The organism is Dorea longicatena (assembly GCF_024168045.1).
Classification (GTDB): Bacteria; Bacillota; Clostridia; order Lachnospirales; family Lachnospiraceae; genus Dorea_A.
The window spans coordinates 400,628-421,567 of record NZ_CP100126.1 but is presented as its reverse complement, the minus strand read 5'-3'; the positions used below and the strand labels follow the sequence as shown (position 1 = coordinate 421,567).

The 20,940-nt window shown below is 42.6% G+C and carries 21 protein-coding genes, 2 pseudogenes and 1 other annotated feature; of the genes and pseudogenes, 3 read left to right on the top strand and 20 right to left on the bottom strand.

What is annotated here, in order from left to right; genetic code table 11:
* Nucleotides 1-28: 28 nt before the first annotated feature.
* The 16 genes and pseudogenes from NKF87_RS02050 to NKF87_RS01975 form a co-directional block, all read right to left on the bottom strand.
* A pseudogene (locus NKF87_RS02050) lies at nt 29-490 on the bottom strand (SpoVA/SpoVAEb family sporulation membrane protein).
* A gap of 4 nt (nt 491-494) precedes the next feature.
* On the bottom strand, nt 495-911 hold the full coding sequence (locus tag NKF87_RS02045; protein ID WP_028087134.1) for a stage V sporulation protein AB: 417 nt from the start codon (nt 909-911) through the stop codon (nt 495-497).
* The gene (locus tag NKF87_RS02040) at nt 871-1,545 is read right to left on the bottom strand and encodes a stage V sporulation protein AA (RefSeq protein WP_028087133.1); all 675 of its coding nucleotides are present in this window, start codon (nt 1,543-1,545) and stop codon (nt 871-873) included. Before NKF87_RS02040 ends, NKF87_RS02045 begins: the two co-directional genes overlap by 41 nt.
* Nucleotides 1,496-1,723: a hypothetical protein gene (locus NKF87_RS02035; RefSeq protein WP_044924819.1), complete on the bottom strand. Its 228-nt coding sequence runs from the start codon at nt 1,721-1,723 to the stop codon at nt 1,496-1,498. Before NKF87_RS02035 ends, NKF87_RS02040 begins: the two co-directional genes overlap by 50 nt.
* A gap of 112 nt (nt 1,724-1,835) precedes the next feature.
* Nucleotides 1,836-2,549, bottom strand: coding sequence for a SigF/SigG family RNA polymerase sporulation sigma factor (locus NKF87_RS02030; protein WP_253583887.1), 714 nt, complete (start codon nt 2,547-2,549; stop codon nt 1,836-1,838).
* Nucleotides 2,528-2,983 carry an anti-sigma F factor gene (spoIIAB, locus tag NKF87_RS02025; RefSeq protein WP_028087131.1) on the bottom strand — a complete coding sequence of 152 codons (456 nt, stop codon included), beginning with the start codon at nt 2,981-2,983 and terminating at the stop codon, nt 2,528-2,530. Before spoIIAB ends, NKF87_RS02030 begins: the two co-directional genes overlap by 22 nt.
* A gap of 1 nt (nt 2,984) precedes the next feature.
* Nucleotides 2,985-3,296 carry an anti-sigma F factor antagonist gene (spoIIAA, locus tag NKF87_RS02020; protein ID WP_055282902.1) on the bottom strand — a complete coding sequence of 104 codons (312 nt, stop codon included), beginning with the start codon at nt 3,294-3,296 and terminating at the stop codon, nt 2,985-2,987.
* A 131-nt stretch (nt 3,297-3,427) separates the two neighbouring features.
* Nucleotides 3,428-4,792 (bottom strand): tetratricopeptide repeat protein, encoded by a 1,365-nt coding sequence (locus NKF87_RS02015; protein WP_253583885.1) that lies wholly within the window; start codon nt 4,790-4,792, stop codon nt 3,428-3,430.
* Between the two features lie 99 nt (nt 4,793-4,891).
* Nucleotides 4,892-5,041, bottom strand: a complete 150-nt coding sequence (locus NKF87_RS02010; protein ID WP_006428236.1) for a hypothetical protein — start codon at nt 5,039-5,041, stop codon at nt 4,892-4,894.
* Entirely contained in the window at nt 5,034-6,374 is a 1,341-nt protein-coding gene (locus NKF87_RS02005) for a bifunctional folylpolyglutamate synthase/dihydrofolate synthase (RefSeq protein ID WP_253583883.1), read from the bottom strand. Before NKF87_RS02005 ends, NKF87_RS02010 begins: the two co-directional genes overlap by 8 nt.
* On the bottom strand, nt 6,361-8,565 hold the full coding sequence (locus tag NKF87_RS02000; RefSeq protein WP_118378608.1) for an LTA synthase family protein: 2,205 nt from the start codon (nt 8,563-8,565) through the stop codon (nt 6,361-6,363). Before NKF87_RS02000 ends, NKF87_RS02005 begins: the two co-directional genes overlap by 14 nt.
* A 98-nt stretch (nt 8,566-8,663) precedes the next feature.
* Nucleotides 8,664-11,324: a valine--tRNA ligase gene (locus tag NKF87_RS01995; protein ID WP_117598463.1), complete on the bottom strand. Its 2,661-nt coding sequence runs from the start codon at nt 11,322-11,324 to the stop codon at nt 8,664-8,666.
* 65 nt (nt 11,325-11,389) lie between these two features.
* Nucleotides 11,390-11,641: a binding site (T-box leader), on the bottom strand.
* A gap of 79 nt (nt 11,642-11,720) precedes the next feature.
* Nucleotides 11,721-12,665, bottom strand: a complete 945-nt coding sequence (locus tag NKF87_RS01990; RefSeq protein WP_253583882.1) for an AEC family transporter — start codon at nt 12,663-12,665, stop codon at nt 11,721-11,723.
* Between the two features lie 46 nt (nt 12,666-12,711).
* Nucleotides 12,712-13,209, bottom strand: coding sequence for a DNA-deoxyinosine glycosylase (locus tag NKF87_RS01985; RefSeq protein WP_253583880.1), 498 nt, complete (start codon nt 13,207-13,209; stop codon nt 12,712-12,714).
* Nucleotides 13,210-13,337: 128 nt separating this feature from the next.
* Nucleotides 13,338-14,441 carry an IS200/IS605 family element RNA-guided endonuclease TnpB gene (gene tnpB, locus NKF87_RS01980; protein WP_253583878.1) on the bottom strand — a complete coding sequence of 368 codons (1,104 nt, stop codon included), beginning with the start codon at nt 14,439-14,441 and terminating at the stop codon, nt 13,338-13,340.
* A gap of 39 nt (nt 14,442-14,480) precedes the next feature.
* Nucleotides 14,481-15,326 carry a hypothetical protein gene (locus NKF87_RS01975; protein ID WP_253583876.1) on the bottom strand — a complete coding sequence of 282 codons (846 nt, stop codon included), beginning with the start codon at nt 15,324-15,326 and terminating at the stop codon, nt 14,481-14,483.
* A gap of 142 nt (nt 15,327-15,468) precedes the next feature.
* Between NKF87_RS01975 and hydE the strand changes: the two genes are divergently transcribed.
* The 3 genes from hydE to NKF87_RS01960 all read left to right on the top strand — a co-directional run bounded on the left by hydE (nt 15,469) and on the right by NKF87_RS01960 (nt 18,377).
* A complete protein-coding gene (gene hydE, locus NKF87_RS01970) occupies nt 15,469-16,530 on the top strand; it encodes a [FeFe] hydrogenase H-cluster radical SAM maturase HydE (protein WP_253583874.1) in 1,062 nt (353 codons plus the stop codon).
* Nucleotides 16,531-16,619: 89 nt separating this feature from the next.
* Complete coding sequence (gene hydF, locus NKF87_RS01965) at nt 16,620-17,852, top strand: [FeFe] hydrogenase H-cluster maturation GTPase HydF (RefSeq protein WP_253583873.1); 1,233 nt, start codon at nt 16,620-16,622, stop codon at nt 17,850-17,852.
* Nucleotides 17,853-17,882: 30 nt separating this feature from the next.
* On the top strand, nt 17,883-18,377 hold the full coding sequence (locus NKF87_RS01960) for a GNAT family N-acetyltransferase (protein ID WP_055282880.1): 495 nt from the start codon (nt 17,883-17,885) through the stop codon (nt 18,375-18,377).
* Between the two features lie 390 nt (nt 18,378-18,767).
* Here NKF87_RS01960 and NKF87_RS01955 read toward each other — a convergent pair whose 3' ends face one another.
* The 4 genes and pseudogenes from NKF87_RS01955 to NKF87_RS01940 form a co-directional block, all read right to left on the bottom strand.
* A complete protein-coding gene (locus tag NKF87_RS01955; protein WP_171029259.1) occupies nt 18,768-18,929 on the bottom strand; it encodes a hypothetical protein in 162 nt (53 codons plus the stop codon).
* A 5-nt stretch (nt 18,930-18,934) separates the two neighbouring features.
* Nucleotides 18,935-19,417: pseudogene (locus tag NKF87_RS01950) on the bottom strand (DUF3878 family protein); the annotation flags it as partial.
* A gap of 14 nt (nt 19,418-19,431) precedes the next feature.
* A complete protein-coding gene (locus NKF87_RS01945; protein ID WP_253583870.1) occupies nt 19,432-20,457 on the bottom strand; it encodes a transglutaminase domain-containing protein in 1,026 nt (341 codons plus the stop codon).
* A 106-nt stretch (nt 20,458-20,563) separates the two neighbouring features.
* Nucleotides 20,564-20,938: a DUF1667 domain-containing protein gene (locus NKF87_RS01940; RefSeq protein ID WP_055282875.1), complete on the bottom strand. Its 375-nt coding sequence runs from the start codon at nt 20,936-20,938 to the stop codon at nt 20,564-20,566.
* Nucleotides 20,939-20,940 lie beyond the last annotated feature (2 nt).

The window sequence follows — 20,940 nt, the reverse complement described above, 5'->3', positions numbered from 1 at the left end:
ATATCCTCCTGCTATATTTCCATACAGATTATCCTGCAACTCCTGCCACTTTTAGCAGCCAATAGAACAGTCCAAGCAGCCAGCTTGTAAATATCCCATACAGGATCACCGGTCCGGCAATGGTAAATATCTTGCACCCGATTCCTATAACCTGTCCTTCTTTCTTGTATTCAATCGCCGGTGCTGCCACTGAATTGGCAAATCCCGTAATCGGTACCAGCGCTCCTGCACCGCCCTACTTTGCGATCTGCGGATACAGATTGCATCCGGTAAGCACTGCACTCAGAAGCACCAGAAGCATCGAACACCAGCTTCCACTCATATCCCTGCCCAGTCCCGCTTTCTCGCAGATATTCAGAATGCCTTGCCCGATCACACAGATGGCACCGCCTGTAACGAATGCTTTCGCCATATTTACCGGCAGATTATGCACCGGTGTTTTCTGCCTGACATAATTTTCATATGACTGTTGTTGTTTTTTCTTCTCCATATCATCACCACCTCTTCCAGAAAAACAATAATGCGCCCAGACCTTTTCCAAATGCGATTCCAATCATCACCGCTGCAATCCCTCTTACCATACGGATTCTCCGGATAAAGATTGGAAACAGATCCAGCATTTCCGTCAAAGCCATTGCCCAGCAGCCCACAAAGATTCCTCCGAACAGTCCCATGACCGGAAGCAGACAGCCTGCGAACGGAACCGCCGGATGATACACAGAAATAACGGCGCCCAGGCTTCCTCCGGCTGCAACCGCATCTTCATATAACATAACCTGTTCTCCTGTATGTGTCCGGTCGGCAAAGTCCGATATCACACCCAGGCCTATGATAAAAGAAAAAAGTCCGCCTGCCGCCGTAATCCCTGCACTAAATCCCAGTAGTGCCAGACATATGTTTTTCGCCAACATCCAGTTCTTTCTCCTTTCTGGAATATGTCTCTACCAGCGTTGTCTGTATATCATTCTCGTAAAGACGCATCTCCACCTCCATCGGTGTCGGATCTACCGACAATCGTTTTTTTCCGAAATGATTGAAGAATGTCAGAATTCCTATCACAATACCAATACAGTATGTGAACTCCAGGATTGTAAATCCATCTGACTTTGTACCGGTTAAAAGTTCATATACCTGTCCAAACATTCTGGTCACACCTACATCATTATTGAATGCCATTGTTGAAAATGCTGCGCCAAAGAAACTGATCAGTACTACAGCCACAATCTTAACGCCATGGATGATCCCGCCTTTTCCATCCTGTTCCTCATACGTCACGATAAAATCCGTTTCTCCGATATTTTCTACTGCTGCATCCGGATATATCTCATGGATCTTCTGTATCACTTTCAGAAGTGATACCACTGTCCTACGCTGTCTCTTATCATCCGGATGATGAAAGGTCAGCAGATGAATGCTCCGGATCCTGGCAAGCATTGCCGGGTCTGTACACTCTATCTTCAGCACATCACCGATCATCACGGATGTCTTTGCCACCTCAACATTCCGGTCTGCCTTTATATATACAGTGCCTGCCTTCCCTGCCATCTTTCTTCACCTCCGTTTTTTCATCCTGATAGTATACCGTCTTCTTTACCAACGTTCCTTCATTTACTCCGTGACTGCCTTTTACATCATGAAAATAATAAATAAATCCTATGATCACTGCTGCTGTAATAACAAAGATCAGGCACATCCTGATCTTCTTTCTGCCTTCTTCCAACATTCTCACCCTTTCTTCCCATGCTTTCTTTTACCGGATCTCATGAGTTAGTATGCCGGATTCTGACAATTCTATGCATGGATTCCATACATAGAATCGATCCTTGACGTGCCTGTTATAACTTCTCTCTTAAATTTTTTAATATCTTCTTTTCCATTCTGGATACCTGAACCTGTGAAATTCCAAGTTCTTTTCCTACCTGTGTCTGTGTCTTTTCCGAAAAATATCGTAGATAGATCAGCTTTCTCTCGTCCTTATCCAGATTTTTCAGCAGTTCTTTCAATAGCAGATGATCTACAACTCTTTCTTCTGCCGCATCAGCCTGACCGACTTTCTCCATCAATGACATTTCCTGTCCTTCTTTTTTACAGACAGGTCTGTGCAGTGATTCCACATCCGTACATGCATCCATTGCCATCGTCAACTCTTCCGGTGCGACCTTTAACTCTTCTGCAATCTCTGCAACCGACGGCTCTCTTCCCAGCTCTTTTCCGAGCCTTTCCTGCGTCTGATACGCTTTGTATGACAGTTCTTTCAGTGAACGGCTGACCTTGATCATTCCGTCATCTCTCAGGAACCGCTTGATTTCACCGCTGATCAGCGGAACTGCATAAGTTGAGAATTTCACTTCAAAACTAAGATCGAACTTGTCAATTGCTTTCAGCAGTCCGATCGTTCCGATCTGGAACAGGTCTTCCATTTCTGTTCCGCGCCCTGCAAAGCGTCTTACGATACACCAGACCAGTCCTGTATTTTCCTCCACAATCTGTGCTCTTGCTTCGTCATCCCCTTCGTGAGATTTCTGAATTAAAGCGATTGTGTGGTCCATATCTTTCGTCCTTTTCCGATTGTCTTTTTCATTTTCACAATAGTTCCTTTTCCCGGTTCGGAACTCACTTCAACCTGATCCATGAATGCTGTCATAAAAGAAAATCCCATTCCTGACCGGTCAAGCTCCGGCCTGGTGGTAAATAACGGCTCCATCGCTTTTGTCACATCTTCGATTCCTTTTCCATGGTCTTCCACTTCTATCTCCAATGTGTCTTCACAGGTTGTACATCGGAGGAATATCTTCTCCACCCGGCATTCATAGCCATGAATCACCGCATTCGTCACAGCCTCCGACACAGCCGTTTTTACATCTGCAACTTCCTCAACTGTCGGATTCAGTGATGTCATAAATGCTGCAACGGCAACTCTGGCAAATGATTCATTCGAGGAATAACTGTCAAAAATAATCTGCATTTCATTGGTATTTTCCATTTTATTTCTCCTCCTCATATATCTGCATGATTTTTGTTACCCCTGACATAGTCAGGATCTTACGGATCCGTTCGCTGGTATGTACCGCACAGACTTCGCCGCCCAGCATATAGATTTTACGGTAACGTCCCATGATCACTCCGATTCCCGAACTGTCACAGAATTTCGTATCTGCAAAATCAAAAATCACATACCGGATATGATTATGTTCAATCAGATGATCGGATTCCTTTCTTATCTCTTCCGCATTGTGATGATCCAGTTCCCCCGGTAAAAATATAGTCAGATAATTCTCCTGTACCTGATACTTCATGTTATAACTCCCCATTTACATCTTTCTATTATTTTGCATAGTGCATAAACCAAAAAAGGACATACACCTCTTACGTGTATATCCTTCTCTTTTTGTATTTCTGCCATTTCTATACCAGGACAATCCATATCCTAGTTATTATTCTTTTTACTCTTCTGTGCATTCTGCGTATCAAGTGCTTCCTGTGCATCGGTCGCAGCCTGTGTTCCCTCATGCGCTTCTATGATCTTCTGATAATACGCATTCGCCTTATCCTGCTCACCCTGTTTTTCATAAGACTGCGCAAGCAAAAGCATGGCCTCTCCGTCCTGGTATCCCTCATCCATCTGTACCACCTGCTCCAGATTTGTTACCGCCGTATCATAATTTGCCACTTGATAATTCTTCTGGGATGTTGCATACAGGCTTTCACAGACTTTTGGATAAATCTTCTCTGTCAGACTGTCATATTCTTCTTTTCCGGATGTGCCAAGTGTACCTGCATTAATCTTCAGCAGTTCTTCTGCCAGCGCAGAATTACTCATATCTCCGGTTGAATAATGCGATACAACCGTCATCAGTGACTCATAACTTGACTTTGTTACCTCCGCAGTCTGTTTCTGTTCCTCTGCAGCTTTGGTATCTGTACGGTATGTTTCCAGTTCTTTTTTCAGTGCACTGATCTGTGACTTCTGCGTCGCAATCTGATCACTGAACTTCACCGTCTGCTTGTTCACCTTGCTCTGTCTGGATGCAGATACTGCCGGCATGACCAGGAAAGCCATAACCGCAACTCCGACAGCTACACCAATTGCAATATTTATCATTGTGTGCAATCCGACATTATCCTTAAGACCGGATGCGACAGGCTGGATGATCGTTTCATTTCCGATATTATAAGTTACCGTCTGTCTTCTTTTTTTCTTCTTTCCTGTATCTTTATCATCGACCAGGCGCACATTCCTTGACTTCCGCACCTGATTCAGTTCATGCATATAACGCATGGTGATATCATCTGTCTTGTCCAGCTTGTGTGCGATCCGGATATTCTTTCTCGCCTCAGAATACTGTTCATCCATAATGTAAAGCAGTGCCAGAAGCTGATATGCTTTCACATATGTCGGATGCATCTCAATTGCTTTCTTAAGCTGGAGTACAGCCAGATCCTCACAGCGCTGATAACAGTAATCCAGTGCCTGATTGTATCTTTTGATTGCCTGATTGATCTGATCCAACTCGTCTTTTTTCTCTTTTATCTTTATAATATAATAATTGGCAATGTTCTCTTTCGGCTGGAGATTCTTGCTTAACACCCATTCCGTCAGTGCTTCTACCACATCACCTCTTCCGTAATAGACAAGTCCCAGAAGATTTCTCGATGCGATGTTATCTCTGTTATATTGTAAACTCTTTTTCAGCGATGTGATTGCTCCGGTCAGATCCCGGATGTTCGCTCTTTTAAGCCCGTCATTATACCAGTAGTTCGACTGATACGCCAATTTTGTTGTATAATCCATATACTTCCCTCTATATTTCCGTTACTGTTCATACAGCGCTGAGACTTTCCATTCCGGAATTCTTCCCTGTGAACTGTAACCGCTTTTCTTTGCCGCAGTTTACTGTGGATCGTCCTGCTTCGTCTGTTCGATCACTTCTCTTAAAAGATCTGTCATATCTGTCAGATCATCCTGGTAAATCGCATCTCCCAGTTCCTCTACTTCCAGACTAGGCTGGAATTTCTTTAATTCTTCTTCAAAATCAAGCATCTATGGCACCTCCTGCCAGTAACTTTTTTATCATCCCTACAAGGTATAATGAACCAAGACAGTATATCTCTCCTGACTCCCCCCGTTTATCCAGTGCCGCTCTGACGGCATCTTCCAATCGTTCTTTACAATACACCGGTCTGTCTGTATACCGGCGGAAGATATCTGCAAGTTCCTCAACCGGAACACCTCTCTCGTCTTCGATCTGTGTGACGATATATGCTTTCACATCCAGATTCCCGCACAGGTATTCTATCATCTCATCGTACTTCTTATCCGATACTGCGGAAAATAATAATATCATCTCACCGCGTTCAGACTCATCCAGTGCCTTTACGCTTTCTACAAACGCCTGCATTGCACCCGGATTATGCGCACCGTCTACCGTGATATGTGCTCCGATCCGTTCCATACGTCCTTCCCAGTGAAGCTGTGCAAGTACCTGTTTCCACCGGTCCATATGTATCTCTTCTCCCGCAAGCAGATATTCCGACGCTTCCAGTGCAAGTTCTGCATTCATCGCCTGATAGCATCCGCACATCGGCACCTGAAAGATAACATCTTTATCATACGCACTCCGTCTGGAAAATGCAATATATTTCCGGTGAACTTCCCGGATTTCATACGCATGATTCGTGACTTCTCTACAATATACGCCCAGTTCTTCTCCCTTTGTCCGGATTACTTCTGCCGCTTCTTTATTACTTCCGTCAAAGAATACCGGAACTTTTGGCTTAATGATTCCGGCTTTTTCAACGGCGATCTTCCTGATCGTATCACCAAGAATCGCCGTATGATCCAGACTGATAGACGTAATGATGGACAGTGCCGGCTTCTCAACCGCATTTGTTGCATCCAGTCTTCCGCCCAGTCCGGTCTCCAGGATAATATATTCTACATCTGTTTCTGCAAATGCAGTCATCCCCATTCCGAATAAAAATTCAAAATAAGACGGATGTTCGATTCCATCTTCCACCATCCGGCGGACTGTTTTTAAAACCTTGCGGAATACTTCAAGAAATGTCTTATTATCTATCTGTACATTATCCATCCGTATCCTTTCATTTACAGATACAAGATGAGGGGATGTAAAGAACCCGGTTCTCTTCCCCTCTGCCATAAGTATGGCCTGTAAGTATGCACATACAGACCCTTTTCCATTGGTTCCGGCAACGTGGACGATTTTCCTGTCCACTGCCGGATTCCCTAATCTTTTTAAAAACAATTTTGTGTGCTCCAGCGTATGTTTTTTTGTAAATTTCGGAATTTCTTCGATATATGCGGCTGCCTCTTCATATGTGAACACTTCTGGTTCTTTTTTATTTAACATCATATTCCTGATCCACCCAAGATTTGTTCTTATCGGTTGCTGTACCTTCCTGTTTTACAAGCTGTCCGTTCTGATAAATATATTTATCGGACATCCGGAAGATTGTATCACTGGAACCAACCTGTCCGACCTGTATTACATCTCCGTCTTGCAATTCTGTCTCTGATAGATTAATACGTGTATTATTCAGGAAACTGCTCTTCTGCTTTTCTCCATTCACATATACGCGGCTGTATTTTGTAAAGTTCTCGCCGTACAGACTATATCCGCTGCTAAGCTGCGGAACAATACTGCTCAATGACACATCACGGATTCCCATTACCATATGCCCTTCCGTGATCGGAGGATGATTGTTATAAACGTACTGCTTTCCATACAGGATATCATACTGCAAAAGTTCCAGGTCTGAAAGATAATTCTTCGTTCCTTTTCTCTGCTGATGATAATTGAACACTGTACCGGAATGAATATCCAGTCTGTTCAGGATCTCTGACATCAGCTGGTAAGCAGGAATATTCTTGTCCTGTTTCTGAAGTCCGACATTGTCCCAGATCACATAATTTGTATTATATAAATAACGGCTCTTTAAGTCTTCTGCTTTCAGTCCCATGGTTGGAAGATGATCCCCATAAAATACAACTACAGACGGTTCCTTTCTTGCTTCCACTGCCTTGATCAGATCACCAACAAACTGATCCATCTCATAGACCTGATTCACATAATATTCCCATTTATTTTTTAATGCTTCATCTTCAATTCCTTCAACCTTGATCTTTGGATTTTCGATCACCTGCGTCTCCGGATAGTTTCCATGTCCCTGAACACTGACAGTGAATACAAAGTCTTCCTGATCTGATGTATCCATGGCTTCCATGATATGCTGTGTCAGGATCTCATCCTTCGCCCAGCCGTTCTCTGTCGTCTGAAGGACATTCATGAACTCCTTACTGGTAAATGTATCAAATCCCATATTGTTAAAGACATTGGCACGGCTATAGAAATTACCTGTATTATCATGCAATGCATGTGTCCCGTATCCAAGTGCGGAAAGTGCGGTTGCAGCACTCTCTGTCGGATGTTTCTTCGAGTATGTCTTATATGGATATTCTCCCGGTCCGAAGTAACGGAGATTCATTCCTGTCAGTACTTCAAACTCTGTATTTGCCGTACCGGCTCCCACCGACGGTACCTTGAAATATCCGGATGAATAATTCTGGTATAAATTATGCAGGTTTGGACACGCATCTTCAGATGTGGTAAAGAACTCTGCATTTGCCACATCAAAATATGACTCCAGCTGTACTACAATAATATTCGGAAGTTCATCGGAAGAACGGCTTGTTGTGCTCTTATTCAGCTCTCCGTTTTTATTGATCTTTGCCATTTTTTTCTTTGTGTACCCGTTTGGCTCACTGATTCCGGTATTGAACAGACTCGCCGAAAAACAATATGGAAGACCGTAATCTTCATAGGCAAATGCAATATTTCCAAAATACGTAGATACTACTCTTTTGTCTATTGCTGCATTCGTGACAAATGTGTAAAGTATGCAGCACACAACAATTCCCAGCAGCGATGCTACGTGGTGTACCTTTCCTGTATACTGTCCGCCGCGTCTCCACATCGAAACCAGCCAGACCACAAGCGCAGCTGCTCCGATAGCGATCACAACGACTTCAAAGCCATTACAATAGTTATTGATCAGCGCGATTCCGTCTCCTGCGATCTTAAGATCCTGTGCATTAAACGGTGTAACCCTCTTTAGCAGGATATATCCATTGGCAATTCCGAGGATAATCCACAATGCGCTGATAATGATACGGACAAATATCCTTCGCTTAAACAGATATACAATAGAAAAGGTTACGAAGATCATAAACGCATTGTACAAAAATACCAACGGTGTTCCTGTCATATAGTTCCAGGCAGCAGCGAGCGAATGCCTGGAAATTGCTTCTATTGTAAAGTTAATGATGCACGCAAGCAGTGCATGAAATATCAAAGAGAATCGGTTCATGAATGCATAGACCGGCTGCATCTTCTTTGCAAATGCACTGTTACGTCTTGCTTCCAGTATTCTCTCGCGTCGTTCATGTCTGCCTTTCCAGTATGCAATAACATCCTCTTTCTTCAAATTTCTTATTTTGCGGATTTTTCCCTTGATATCCGGTTTCTTTAACTGAAATTTTTTCATATAATCCCCTTTGATATCTAATCCGCAGCTATCCTGTTACTGATAACTGCGGAAATATATGGTTGTCTATAGGTTTTAAGATTTACAATTTTCTTCGCTTAAGACTGTTTTGCTTTTAATCCTTCCAGTCTTTCTTTTACCTGAGCCATCATCTGCTGATAAGTTTCCAGTTTTTCTCTTTCTTCCTGAACCTTTGCAGCCGGTGCTTTACTTACAAATTTTTCGTTGTTCAGCATTCCGTTTGAACGTGCGATCTCTTTTGTCAGTCTTTCCTCTTCTTTTGTCAGACGTTCGATCTCCTGTTCAAAGTCGATCAGCTCTTCCAGTGGAAGATATACCGTTGCATCCGGAACTACAATGGATACTGCGTCTTCCGCAATGCCTTCTGTCGTCTTCTGAAGTACCAGTTTGTTCAATGCTGCCATATTCTGAGCTGCATTACTTAACATTGCAAGTCCTGATCCGAGCTGTTCATCTTCACATACAACATAAGCAGTTGCTTTTCTTGAATTTGGAACATTCATCTCTGCACGTACGTTACGGATACCGCGGATGATCTCTTTGTAGTGATCAACAATATTCTCTGCAATTGGGAAGTTCCAGTCTTTTTCATATACCGGCCAGTCGGACATCATCAGTGACTCTTCTTCCGGTACCAATTTGCTGTATATTTCTTCTGTAACGAACGGCATATATGGATGAAGCAGTTTCAATGATTTTTTCAATACTTCTTTTAATGTCCATAATGCATCGTTTGCCCCCTGTGGATCTTCCTCTGCATGATAGATACGGTATTTTGCAATCTCAATGTACCAGTCACAGAACTCATCCCACATGAAGTCGTATATCTTGGAAAGTGCGATACCAAGTTCGAACTTGTCCATATTTTCTGTTACATCTTTTACAAGGTTGTTGCACTTGGACATGATCCATCTGTCAGCCGGACGGACAGTAAAGTCAGCCGGTTTTTTCAGTTCTTTATCGCCCAGATTCATCATAATAAATCTGGAAGCATTCCATACTTTATTTGCAAAGTTACGGCTTGCTTCTACACGTTCATTATAGAAACGCATATCATTACCAGGTGCATTACCTGTCATTAATGTCATACGAAGTGCATCTGCACCATACTGATCGATGATCTCCAACGGATCGATACCATTTCCAAGGGATTTACTCATCTTGCGTCCCTGTGAGTCGCGGACCAGACCATGGATAAATACTGTATGGAACGGTGCTTTTCCAGTATGTGCATATCCTGAGAATACCATACGGATTACCCAGAAGAAGATAATATCATAGCCTGTTACCAGAACATCTGTCGGATAGAAGTAATCCAGATCCTCTGTCTTATCCGGCCATCCGAGTGTTGAGAATGGCCACAGTGCTGAACTGAACCATGTATCCAGTGTATCTTCATCCTGTGTAAAATGTGTGCATCCGCATTTCGGGCATTTCTCCGGTGCGCCGTGTCCAACTACTACTTCACCACACTCGTCGCAGTAATAAGCCGGAATTCTGTGTCCCCACCAGATCTGACGGGAAATACACCAGTCACGGATATTCTCAAGCCAGTGCAGGTAGATCTTATTGAAACGTTCCGGAACGAATCTTAAGTCGCCGTTCTTGATCGCTTCAATCGCTGGTTTTGCAAGGTCTTCCATCTTAACGAACCACTGCTGCTTGATCATTGGCTCTACGGTTGTGTGGCAGCGGTCATGTGTTCCTACATTATGTGAATGTGGAACCACTTTTACCAGGTATCCCTGCTCTTCCAGATCAGCTACCATCGCTTTTCTTGCTTCGTAGCGGTCCATTCCGGCATATTTTCCGCCGTACTGTTCGTTGATCGTTGCATCATCGTTCATGATATTGATTTCTGGCAGGTTGTGGCGTTTTCCAACTTCGAAGTCGTTCGGGTCATGTGCCGGTGTGATCTTAACCGCACCTGTTCCGAACTCTTTGTCTACATAGTAATCGGCAACGATTGGGATTTCTCTGTCTGTCAGAGGCAGTTTACACATCTTTCCTACGATGTCTTTGTATCTTTCATCATCCGGATGAACTGCGATCGCAGTATCTCCAAGCAATGTCTCCGGACGTGTCGTTGCGATCTCCAGATAGTCATCTGTTCCAACGATTGGATACTTGATATGCCAGAAGAATCCGTCCTGCTCCTCATGTTCAACTTCTGCATCAGAAAGAGAAGTCTTACATACCGGACACCAGTTGATGATTCTGGAACCTTTGTAAATATATCCTTCGTTATATAATTTGATGAATACTTCTTCTACCGCCTTGGAACATCCTTCGTCCATTGTAAAACGCTCTCTGTCCCAGTCGCAGGATACACCTAATTTTTTAAGCTGTCCCTCGATCGTTCCGGCATATTCTTCTTTCCACTGCCATGTTCTTTCCAGGAATTTCTCTCTTCCTAATTCTTTCTTGTCAATTCCTTCTTCTTTTAACTGGTTTGTAACCTTAACTTCTGTCGAGATAGCTGCATGGTCTGTTCCCGGAATCCAGAGTGCATTGTATCCCTGCATTCTCTTATAACGGATCAGAATATCCTGCAGTGTATTATCAAGGGCATGTCCCATGTGAAGCTTACCTGTAATGTTCGGCGGCGGCATTACTGTGGTAAATGGTTTCTTACTTCTGTCAACTTCGGCGTGGAAATATTTGTTATCACACCATTTTTCATATAACTTTGCTTCAATCGCTTTGGGATTGTAAGTCTTTTCCAGGTTTTCGCTCATAGTTTCCTCCTCATTTCACACTTTTTTCACATTTTTTTATTACATGAAAAAACCCTTTACATTACGTAAAGGGCGATTGTAGTCGCGGTACCACCTTCATTATACAGGAAAACTCTTCCCCATATATCTCATCTTATTCTTTAACGGGAACGACTCCGGGATGAACTACTACCGTCTTATCATATGTCTCAGGTTCACTCATCCGGCTCCGAAGCTACCTTCCTACGTCTCGTATTCCTTAAGTGTCTCTCAGCCGATGGATCACTCTCTCTGGTATGGACGAACTTACGTGTACTCCTCTTCATCAATGCCTTTACGTATAAACTACTGAATATGATAGCCATCGAATCCCCATTTGTCAAGGATTTTAGGGATTTTTCAGAAACTCTTAAGGAGTTACACCAGACTGAAACATTTCATAATGAAAAGCCATCCCGTTAACGTAAATGCACTGCACATCGTCGTCAGCATAACTACACTTGATGACACGACACCTTCATGTCCCATATTCTTAGCCATGACATAACTGCTGACCGTAGTTGCTGAACCAAGCATGACTAAGATTGCGATCAGTTTCTCTCTCCTGAATCCGATTACTACCGCAAGCGGCATGAACACTGCTACAAATCCCACTAATTTGATAAATGCGGCGATCACGGTCGGTTTGATCTTGCCAAACGCTTTCTTAATATCAAAGGTTGCTCCCATTGCCATCAGTCCCATCGGTGTTGCTACGCCGCCGATACTGCTGACCGCCTTATGTAAGATCACAGGCATCGGAAGTTTCAGCGCTGACCATAACAGACCTGCTGCAATACCGATGATGATCGGATTCGTAATGATACCGGTCAATGTTTTCTTGAGCAGTGCTTTATCCATACCATTTTGTCCCGGTTTGAAAAACGACAGCACAACCACCGCCATAATATTATAAAGCGGTACACTTCCTATGATCATAAGTGGTGCCTGTCCGGAATTACCATAGATATTCTGAATAAATGCGATTCCCAGAAGCGCCGCACTGCTCCGGTAAGCCACCTGGATAAATTCTCCCTGGATGTTTCTGTCTTTCAACAGGCAGGAGATTCCAATTGCGATCGTGATACTGATCAATGTAATAATAAAACAGAAAATTACGAATTTCGTATCCCACGCTTCCTTGATATCTACGACCGCCAGATCGCCAAATAATAATACCGGCAGTGGTATCCGGAAGACGAATTTGTTCATCTTATTGGCAAACTCTTCGTCCATCCACCCGATCTTATTGAAAAACAGTCCCAATACCATCATTAAGAAAATGGGAACTGTTGCATTTAAACTAAACACCAGATTGTCCATTATACTATATCCTCTCTTGCTTTGAAATCAGAAAATATCTGACTCCTTATTCCAGATATTTTCTGATTTCAAAATATGCTTCATAGAGCTGCTCATACGATGTTCTGCAGTTTGCCGGACTGGTGGATGGTAACCCGATTGCCATAATCCCAGTCTTCGGATAACAGAACTTCTTATATAATTGGAACGCTTTCGTTCCCGTCGTGAAGATTGCTTTGATATCAGCACATTCAAGTATCCTGCTCATATCATTCGGCTGTGGATTGCGGATACTGCTGTCATCTGCTCCTTTGATATCACATCCCGCCAACACATCCCATACTGCAATACCATTTCTTAATGCAAATGTAATCTTATCTTCTCTTGTCTCCGGATATGCTTCTCCACAGACATCCGATGCAACTTTCCAGAATCTGTTTCTTGGATGGCCGTAGTAGAAGCCGACTTCACGGGATTTCGGAGACGGCATAGTTCCGAGCATCAGGATTTTGGAATGTTCATTGTAGATTGGTTCGAAATTGTGGATGATATGTTGTGTTTCCATGTTTGAATCAGCTCCTATTCGTGAACTACCCATTGTCTAAAGCCAATGGGCTTCCTGCTTCGCAGACCTCGTAACCTACTATCTCCACAGGCGTTAATTCGGGCAGTCCCTGCCCTATATTGTTATTTTTATGCTATTTGTCTTAATCCTTCTTCCAGTATATTTTTTGCTGCGTTGATATCCCTGTCATGATTTGTTCCACAGACAGGACATGTCCATTCCCTTACTGATAGATTTTTTGTCTCTGTGTTTTGGTATCCACAGACTGAACACAGCTGACTACTGGCATAGAATGTGTCTATTTTGACATATTTCCTGCCATTCCACTTTGCCTTATATTCTAACTGTCTTGTCAGCTCATACCATGATACATCACTTATAGACTTTGACAAACGGTGATTTTTTACCATGTTTTTTATCTGCAAATCTTCCGAAACTATCACTTGGTTTTCGCTGATAATCTCATGGGACATCTTGTGCAGATAATCTTTTCTGGTATTTGTTATTTTTTCATGGCATATTGCTATCTTTTTCTTTGTTTTGTAGTAATTTTGACTTCTTTTCTCTTTATGGGCTAACTGCCTTTGCAGTTTCACCAGTTTCTTTTCGTATTTTCTGATGATTTTTGGATTTTCGTATTTCTTTCCAGCAGAAGTAATACATAACTCCTTAATACCTAAATCTATTCCTGTATTTTGTTTTATATGTGGCAGTTCCACGTGTTCTGTTTCCACTAAAATTGATACATAATACTTTCCACTCGGAACTTGTGATATCGTTGCCAATTTTATCTGTCCGATAAAATTTCTATGCAGTTTTGCTTTTATTCTTTTTAATTTAGGCAATTTTACTCTATTGCACCCGAAATCTACTGTTATATTGCCATTCGTAAAATTTGTTGTATATGACTTATGATTATTGTGTTTACTCTTAAACTTCGGATAACCTGCGTGTTCCTTGAAAAACTTCTGGTATGCAGCATCCATGTTGTAAATCGCATTTGTCAGAGCAAATTTATCCACTTCTTTCAGCCATTCATACTCTTTCTTTAATTGTCTATTGCAATAATTGTTACAGTCGGTTTTACTAACTGTTTTTTTCTCTTTCTCATATACTTCTTTCCGGTATGCCAGTGTCTGATTATATACAAAACGGCAACAGCCAAATGTTTTTGCAATCTGTATTTTCTGCTCATTATTTGGATATATTCTATATTTATATGCCTTTAACATCCACTGTCACCTTCTTTCTCAACCTTGAATTTTGGATTTTTATCTGCCATCTTTCCAGCTCACGATCAGCCCCGCAAGCAGGAATACCACTCCTGCTCCGGCAGAGATACATCCCATCCAAAGGAATGCCTTCAGATTCACATCAATCGTACGTCCAAGTATTCTGTCCGTCAGTAAGCTGAGTACCTTATTTCCCATAAGTCCGATTCCCGGCGCAAAGATAACACTGCAGATCAGACCTTCTACACCAAGTGAAAAGAGACCTCTGTATCTTGGATAGCCCAGTAGAATCGTCAGAACCGCAAGAATCAGGATTGCTGCTCCCGCTGCCACACGGCACGGCATAGACAATAATATGGTATAAAGCTTTGCAACTTTTCCTTGCACCGTACTGGTATCGTTCATATTATTATACAGGTTTGAAGCATAGCTGTTCAGCACATCCTGCACATCAACCAGTTCCTCTTTCAACTGCTGTTTCATCATTGCCAGCATATCGTCATTTAATTCCGGATTCGTATCCTTAATTTCCTGCATACTGTCATCCAGAATCCGATTCAGTTCTTTTGTTACATCTACATCTTTGTACGCTTTTCCGCTGGAAAGATCCTCTGTTATCTCGTTCATGACCTTTTGTGTAATTGCCTGTACTTCTCCGTTTTTCTCGATCTTGTTCTGTATCTTTGCGATCCATTCCGTATCATCCGCTCCTGCATAACCGAATACCGCATCCATCATCCGGTGTGAAATTGCAGTATCAACTCCTGCCTGACTGATTGCATCCACCAATACCTTTTTTGCCAGAAAACTTGATCCCAATACCGTTACACTTATGATAAACAACAGTCCGATCAGTACATTTAATATTCTTTTGCCGATTCCCATAATTTGTTTCCTTTCCTTTTTATTTATGCTGCCACACTACATTCCAAAGTTTACAATGAATTTATTGTCTACTCTTATTAATTAGTATGATATACTATATGGAGATGATTATCAACAACCAGCAATTAAAGGACAACTATAAATGAATACAGATAACCAAAATCAAAAAAGTTTCATTGATAAATTACACAAGGAACATACACTTACCAAAGAAGAATGGATCTCACTGATCGAGGGACGCACTCCGGAACTTTCCGAATATCTCTTTTCCCTGGCACGCAAAGAGCGCCACCGCTATTACGGACACGACATCTACGTGCGCGGACTGATCGAATTTACCAACTATTGTAAAAATGACTGTCTCTACTGCGGCATACGGAAAAGCAATGGAAACGCACACCGGTATCGTCTGTCAGAAGAAGACATCCTGAATTGTTGTAAAGAAGGATATGACCTTGGCTTCCGTACCTTTGTCTTGCAGGGTGGAGAAGACGGATATTATACAGATGAACGCATCATCCATCTGATCCGGATGATCAAAGAGCAATATCCCGACTGCGCCATCACCCTCTCCATCGGTGAAAAATCAAAAGAAAGTTACCAGGCTTACTTCGATGCAGGCGCCGACCGTTATCTTCTGCGTCATGAAACTTATAATCACGAACATTACAGACAGCTTCATCCATCAAATCTTAGTCCCGGACACAGACAGCAGTGTCTGCGTAACTTAAAGGACATCGGTTATCAGGTCGGCTGCGGATTCATGGTGGGATCGCCTTATCAGACACCGGAATATCTGGCAGAAGATATGCTTTTCATGAAAGAACTGAATCCACACATGATTGGAATCGGTCCGTTCATCCCACACCATGATACCCCATTTGCCGGAGAAGCTGCGGGAACACTGGAGCTTACCTTATATATGCTTGGTCTGATTCGTCTGATGATTCCAAAGGTTCTGCTTCCGGCCACAACTGCACTTGGAACCATCCATCCGAAAGGACGTGAACTCGGAATCCTTGCCGGAGCCAATGTCGTAATGCCAAATCTCTCACCGACGGAAGTCCGGAAAGATTATCTTCTATATGATAATAAAATCTGTACCGGAGATGAATCCGCCCAGTGCAGACATTGTCTAGAAATGCGGATGAAATCCGTTGGATATCAGGTTGTAACAGACCGTGGAGATTCCCTGAATATTTAATCATTGAAACAATACCGCAGATTTATACAGTTTTAACATTTTTATATGGTCAGCTTTACACATAGCTGTCAGAAAGCGAGGAATACATCATGAGTTTAAACAGCACACCCTCTTCAGAACGTACACATATCGGAATCTTTGGCAGACGTAATGCCGGAAAATCAAGCCTGATCAATGCACTTACCGGACAGAATCTGGCAATCGTATCCGATGTACGCGGAACCACGACCGATCCGGTGTTCAAAGCCATGGAACTACTTCCGCTTGGTCCGGTTGTCATGATTGACACTCCAGGTCTCGATGACACAGGAGAACTCGGAAAACTTCGTATCCAGAAAGCCTATCAGGTCTTGAACAAGACAGATATTGCTGTACTTGTAGTTGATGGAACCACCGGAATCACCCCACAGGACAATGCAATTCTTACACGTATACAGGATAAAAAAATCCCTCTCCTGCTCGTCCTCAATAAAGCTGATCTGGTATCCGAACATGTACACCAGGAAATGATCGTATCCACACACCTGAAATATAAGATTCCTCTGGAAAATATTCTGTGGACCAATACCACAGAACATCTTCATATTCATGAACTGAAGGAACGGCTCGGATCTCTGGTTCCTTCTGAGGATTCTTCCAGATTCATTGTGCGTGATCTTGTAAAACCCGGGGATTTTGTCGTGCTGGTGGTTCCGATCGACTCGGCGGCACCAAAGGGAAGACTGATTCTTCCGCAACAGCAGACGATCCGTGATCTTCTCGATGCCGGTACAACTGCCATTGTGGTAAAAGAGACGGAACTTAAGAGCACTCTGGACTTACTGGGCAAAAAACCTGCGCTTGTGATCACCGACAGTCAGGCATTTAAAGAAGTTGACAAAGATACACCTTCTGATATCCTTTTAACTTCATTTTCTATCCTTTTTGCAAGATACAAGGGGAATCTGGAAACAGTTGTCAGAGGCGCACGTGCATTAGACACACTGGAAGACGGAGATACCATTCTGATCAGCGAAGGCTGCACCCACCATCGTCAGTGTGACGATATCGGTACTGTCAAACTGCCTCGCTGGGTATGCGAATATACCGGAAAAGACGTGTCCTTTGAATTTACCAGCGGAACCGAATTTCCTCTGGATCTGACTCGCTATAAGATGATCATCCATTGTGGTGGATGTATGCTGAACGAGCGTGAGATGAAATACCGCCTGAAATGTGCCGATGATGCAGATATCCCGATCACAAATTACGGCACTGCGATTGCATACATGAAGGGAATTCTGGAACGGAGTATCGAGATATTCCCACAATTACGAAAATAAACGAACGCTTTATATATAAAGGAGATTTTTATGCAGATCAGAAAAGCGACAATGAATGACCTCCCGGATATCCTTGCAATCTATGCCTATGCCCGGGAATATATGAAAGAACATGGAAACCCTGACCAGTGGAAGGACAACTATCCTCCGTTAGAACTGACTACACAGGACATCCGTTCCGGCTGCTTACATGTCTGTATCATCCGGGCAAATGACCGGGAACGGATTGGCGGTGTATTCTATTTTCATCCGGAAGAAGATCCCGATTATCTGAACATTGACGGTTCCTGGTTGAATTCCTGCCCTTACGCCGTTGTTCACAGAGTTGCCACAGCACCGGACACGAAAGGCATTGCCACCTTCTGCCTGAACTGGGCTTATGAACAGTTTCCAAATATTAAGATTGATACACACGATGATAATATCCCGATGCAGCATCTGCTCGCCAAATTAGGCTTCACATGCTGTGGGCATACTACATTGAAAAGCGGTGATAGCCGCCTGATCTATCAGAAAGCTGAATAAACTCAGCAGAGAGCAGCAGTTACACAGGGATAATTTTTTGGCTTTTACTGTGCTAACACCTTCTCAACCTCTTCTATCGGAAGTCTTATTGCTCACTTTAGATTTCCTACAGATTATCTTAAGATTTTTCATATTTTCTTTAGCCTTATAACACAAATTAGAAACATTTGCCATGTATTATATAATTATCAACAACAAAGAAGTCACTCAGGTATCAGAAATATGAAGCAACTTTTATCTGATCTGGCTTCGCCTAAAAAATCCTTCGGTTATTTAATAAAAGCTAACAACCGAGTTTATATATATCATTTTTCTTTTTCATAACTTTTTTCCTTTTGGGCATCCGGTGTGGATGCCCATTTTTAATACTGGCATGCGGACAAGCATCTGCTATTCTTTATTCTTTTCCAGCGAATAACTCTCTATTTTCACTTTCCTGTTTAAGATTCCCTTCTCCCAGATCATCAGATGAATCTGATAACCGATACTGTCTTTTGCAATCTCGAATGGTTCTTCTCTTAAAATAACAGAATCTTTTCCTTCCTTTTGCAATTGCTGTATTGTTCCGGCACTGCAGGATAACAGCAGTAATTAAGCGGCGGAAAATCCACCAGCATCGCAAGCTTTCGTTCCTCTGGTGTACAGTATTCCCCTCCCAGATAATCATACTTGTCTCTCATGATTGCCAGACGGTATTCCAGCTGCCGCAGATATTCATAATCCTTCATCCAGAAATGTCCGATCTCCCCATAATCATACAGATGGACATCTGTCAACAGATCTTCGAAAAATATCGTGACGACTGAATCTCCCTGATGGACCACAGGAATGTACTCCATATCTTCAAAACTCATCGATGCCGATATCTCTCCTTCATAGTCCGGTCTGTATTCCCCTGTCATTCTGGCATTGTGAAATACAAGAAAGCTTTCCACCGCATCATTCATCAGATATACCAGTCGGATATCCGGTTACCCTGAAATTGATCGCTCCGGAAAAATCAGCTCAAACTGTTCCTGTTCCAGAAGCTCTTGCAACATTACAAATGCATCCACTATTCTTTCTCTCCTTCATTTGCCTCTTCAACCACAACTTCCGGTTCCACTTCCCCATGATCTTCTACATAATCAAATCGCAATACCGCCTGTGGCCAGTTCAAACTGATCCTTGCATTCTTCTGCTTTTCTTTTCCGGCTTTCTGAATCAGCTCCAGAAGTTCTTCCAAAACAGCTTTCGTCAGATAACCGCCCCGCCAGTGAAACGTAAATACTCTTCCTTTTTTTGCGGTCTGTAATGCTCTTCTATATACATCTTCTGTCTTTGTAAACGACAGTTTCTTCTCTTTATAATAGAAACGGTCCCCATCTTCGCACTTTGGTGCCGGAGCGATCAGCGGCTCATGATCTCTGAAAATGCTTTTATCATCCAGGTTGAAATAGTCGTAGCGGATTTCTTTTTTGTCATTTCCGAGTGTATTATCAAATGTCGCATCCAGATGATAATAATTTCCACCAATTCTCACAATGTTCCAAGTATGACGGTATTTGATCCCTTTCTCCGGATTGTTACCGCAGACTGCGATCATACACCAGATCCCGAATGCGTCGCACAGCACTTTCACTGTTTTTGCAATCCCTTCACAGACCCCGACACCCTGTCCGAGCGGTCCGATGATCTCATGGGAATATGACTTTTTTAATTTATCATAGTGTACATTTGCACAGATGAAATCATGTACATATTTTTCCTTTTCCCATTCGGATTTATCTTTTACCGGTCTTGCAAGCTTTTCTACTCTGGACTTCAGTGCTTTCTGATGTTCCTTTATTTTGTTTTTATCAAATAAATATTCCGGGATAAAAATGAAATTGGGCGAATCCGGATAATACTTGTACTTATACCCGGTTGCCCAGAAGATTTCCGGATGATCCAGACGCAGGCGGAAGAATACATTATAAAGTTCCTCCGCCTCCATTCCTGGAATCTGTATTGAATCTGAGATTTCAAGCAGTCCCTGCCGAATTGCATGATAGGCTGCCTGCTGTACTTTGTTCATCTTGCTATAATAATATGGTTCCACGATCATCTCTCCATTTTTATCTTTTTAAATCTGAACCCATTATAGCAAATTTTCACATATTTTGTATATTTCATATCCATTATGTATTTTGTAGCGGTTGTAAATTTTATATAGATTCTACATTTTTCGTCGCCACAATATCCACACCGGTACCGGCCACATCCTTCACCAGTACATCTCCGATATGTACCGGTGCCGGAACTTCCACACTCTTCAGTGCTTTCACACATTCAAAGATTTTTCCTTTCGGAATATCCTCCTTTGTCTTCACCGATACCATATCCGCATCACCGCCGGATACTCTTACCGTAGAAGTTACGATTCTGGTCGGATTGGTCACTTCTTTTCTTGCATATACGTCTCCTCGTTTGCAGGTATTTCCTGTTACACTGATCACTTCGCCGGCTTCCATTGTCACGATCAGAGGGCAACCCATCGGACAGCCGATACATGTCAGTTCTCTCGTTGTTACTGTTCCCATCC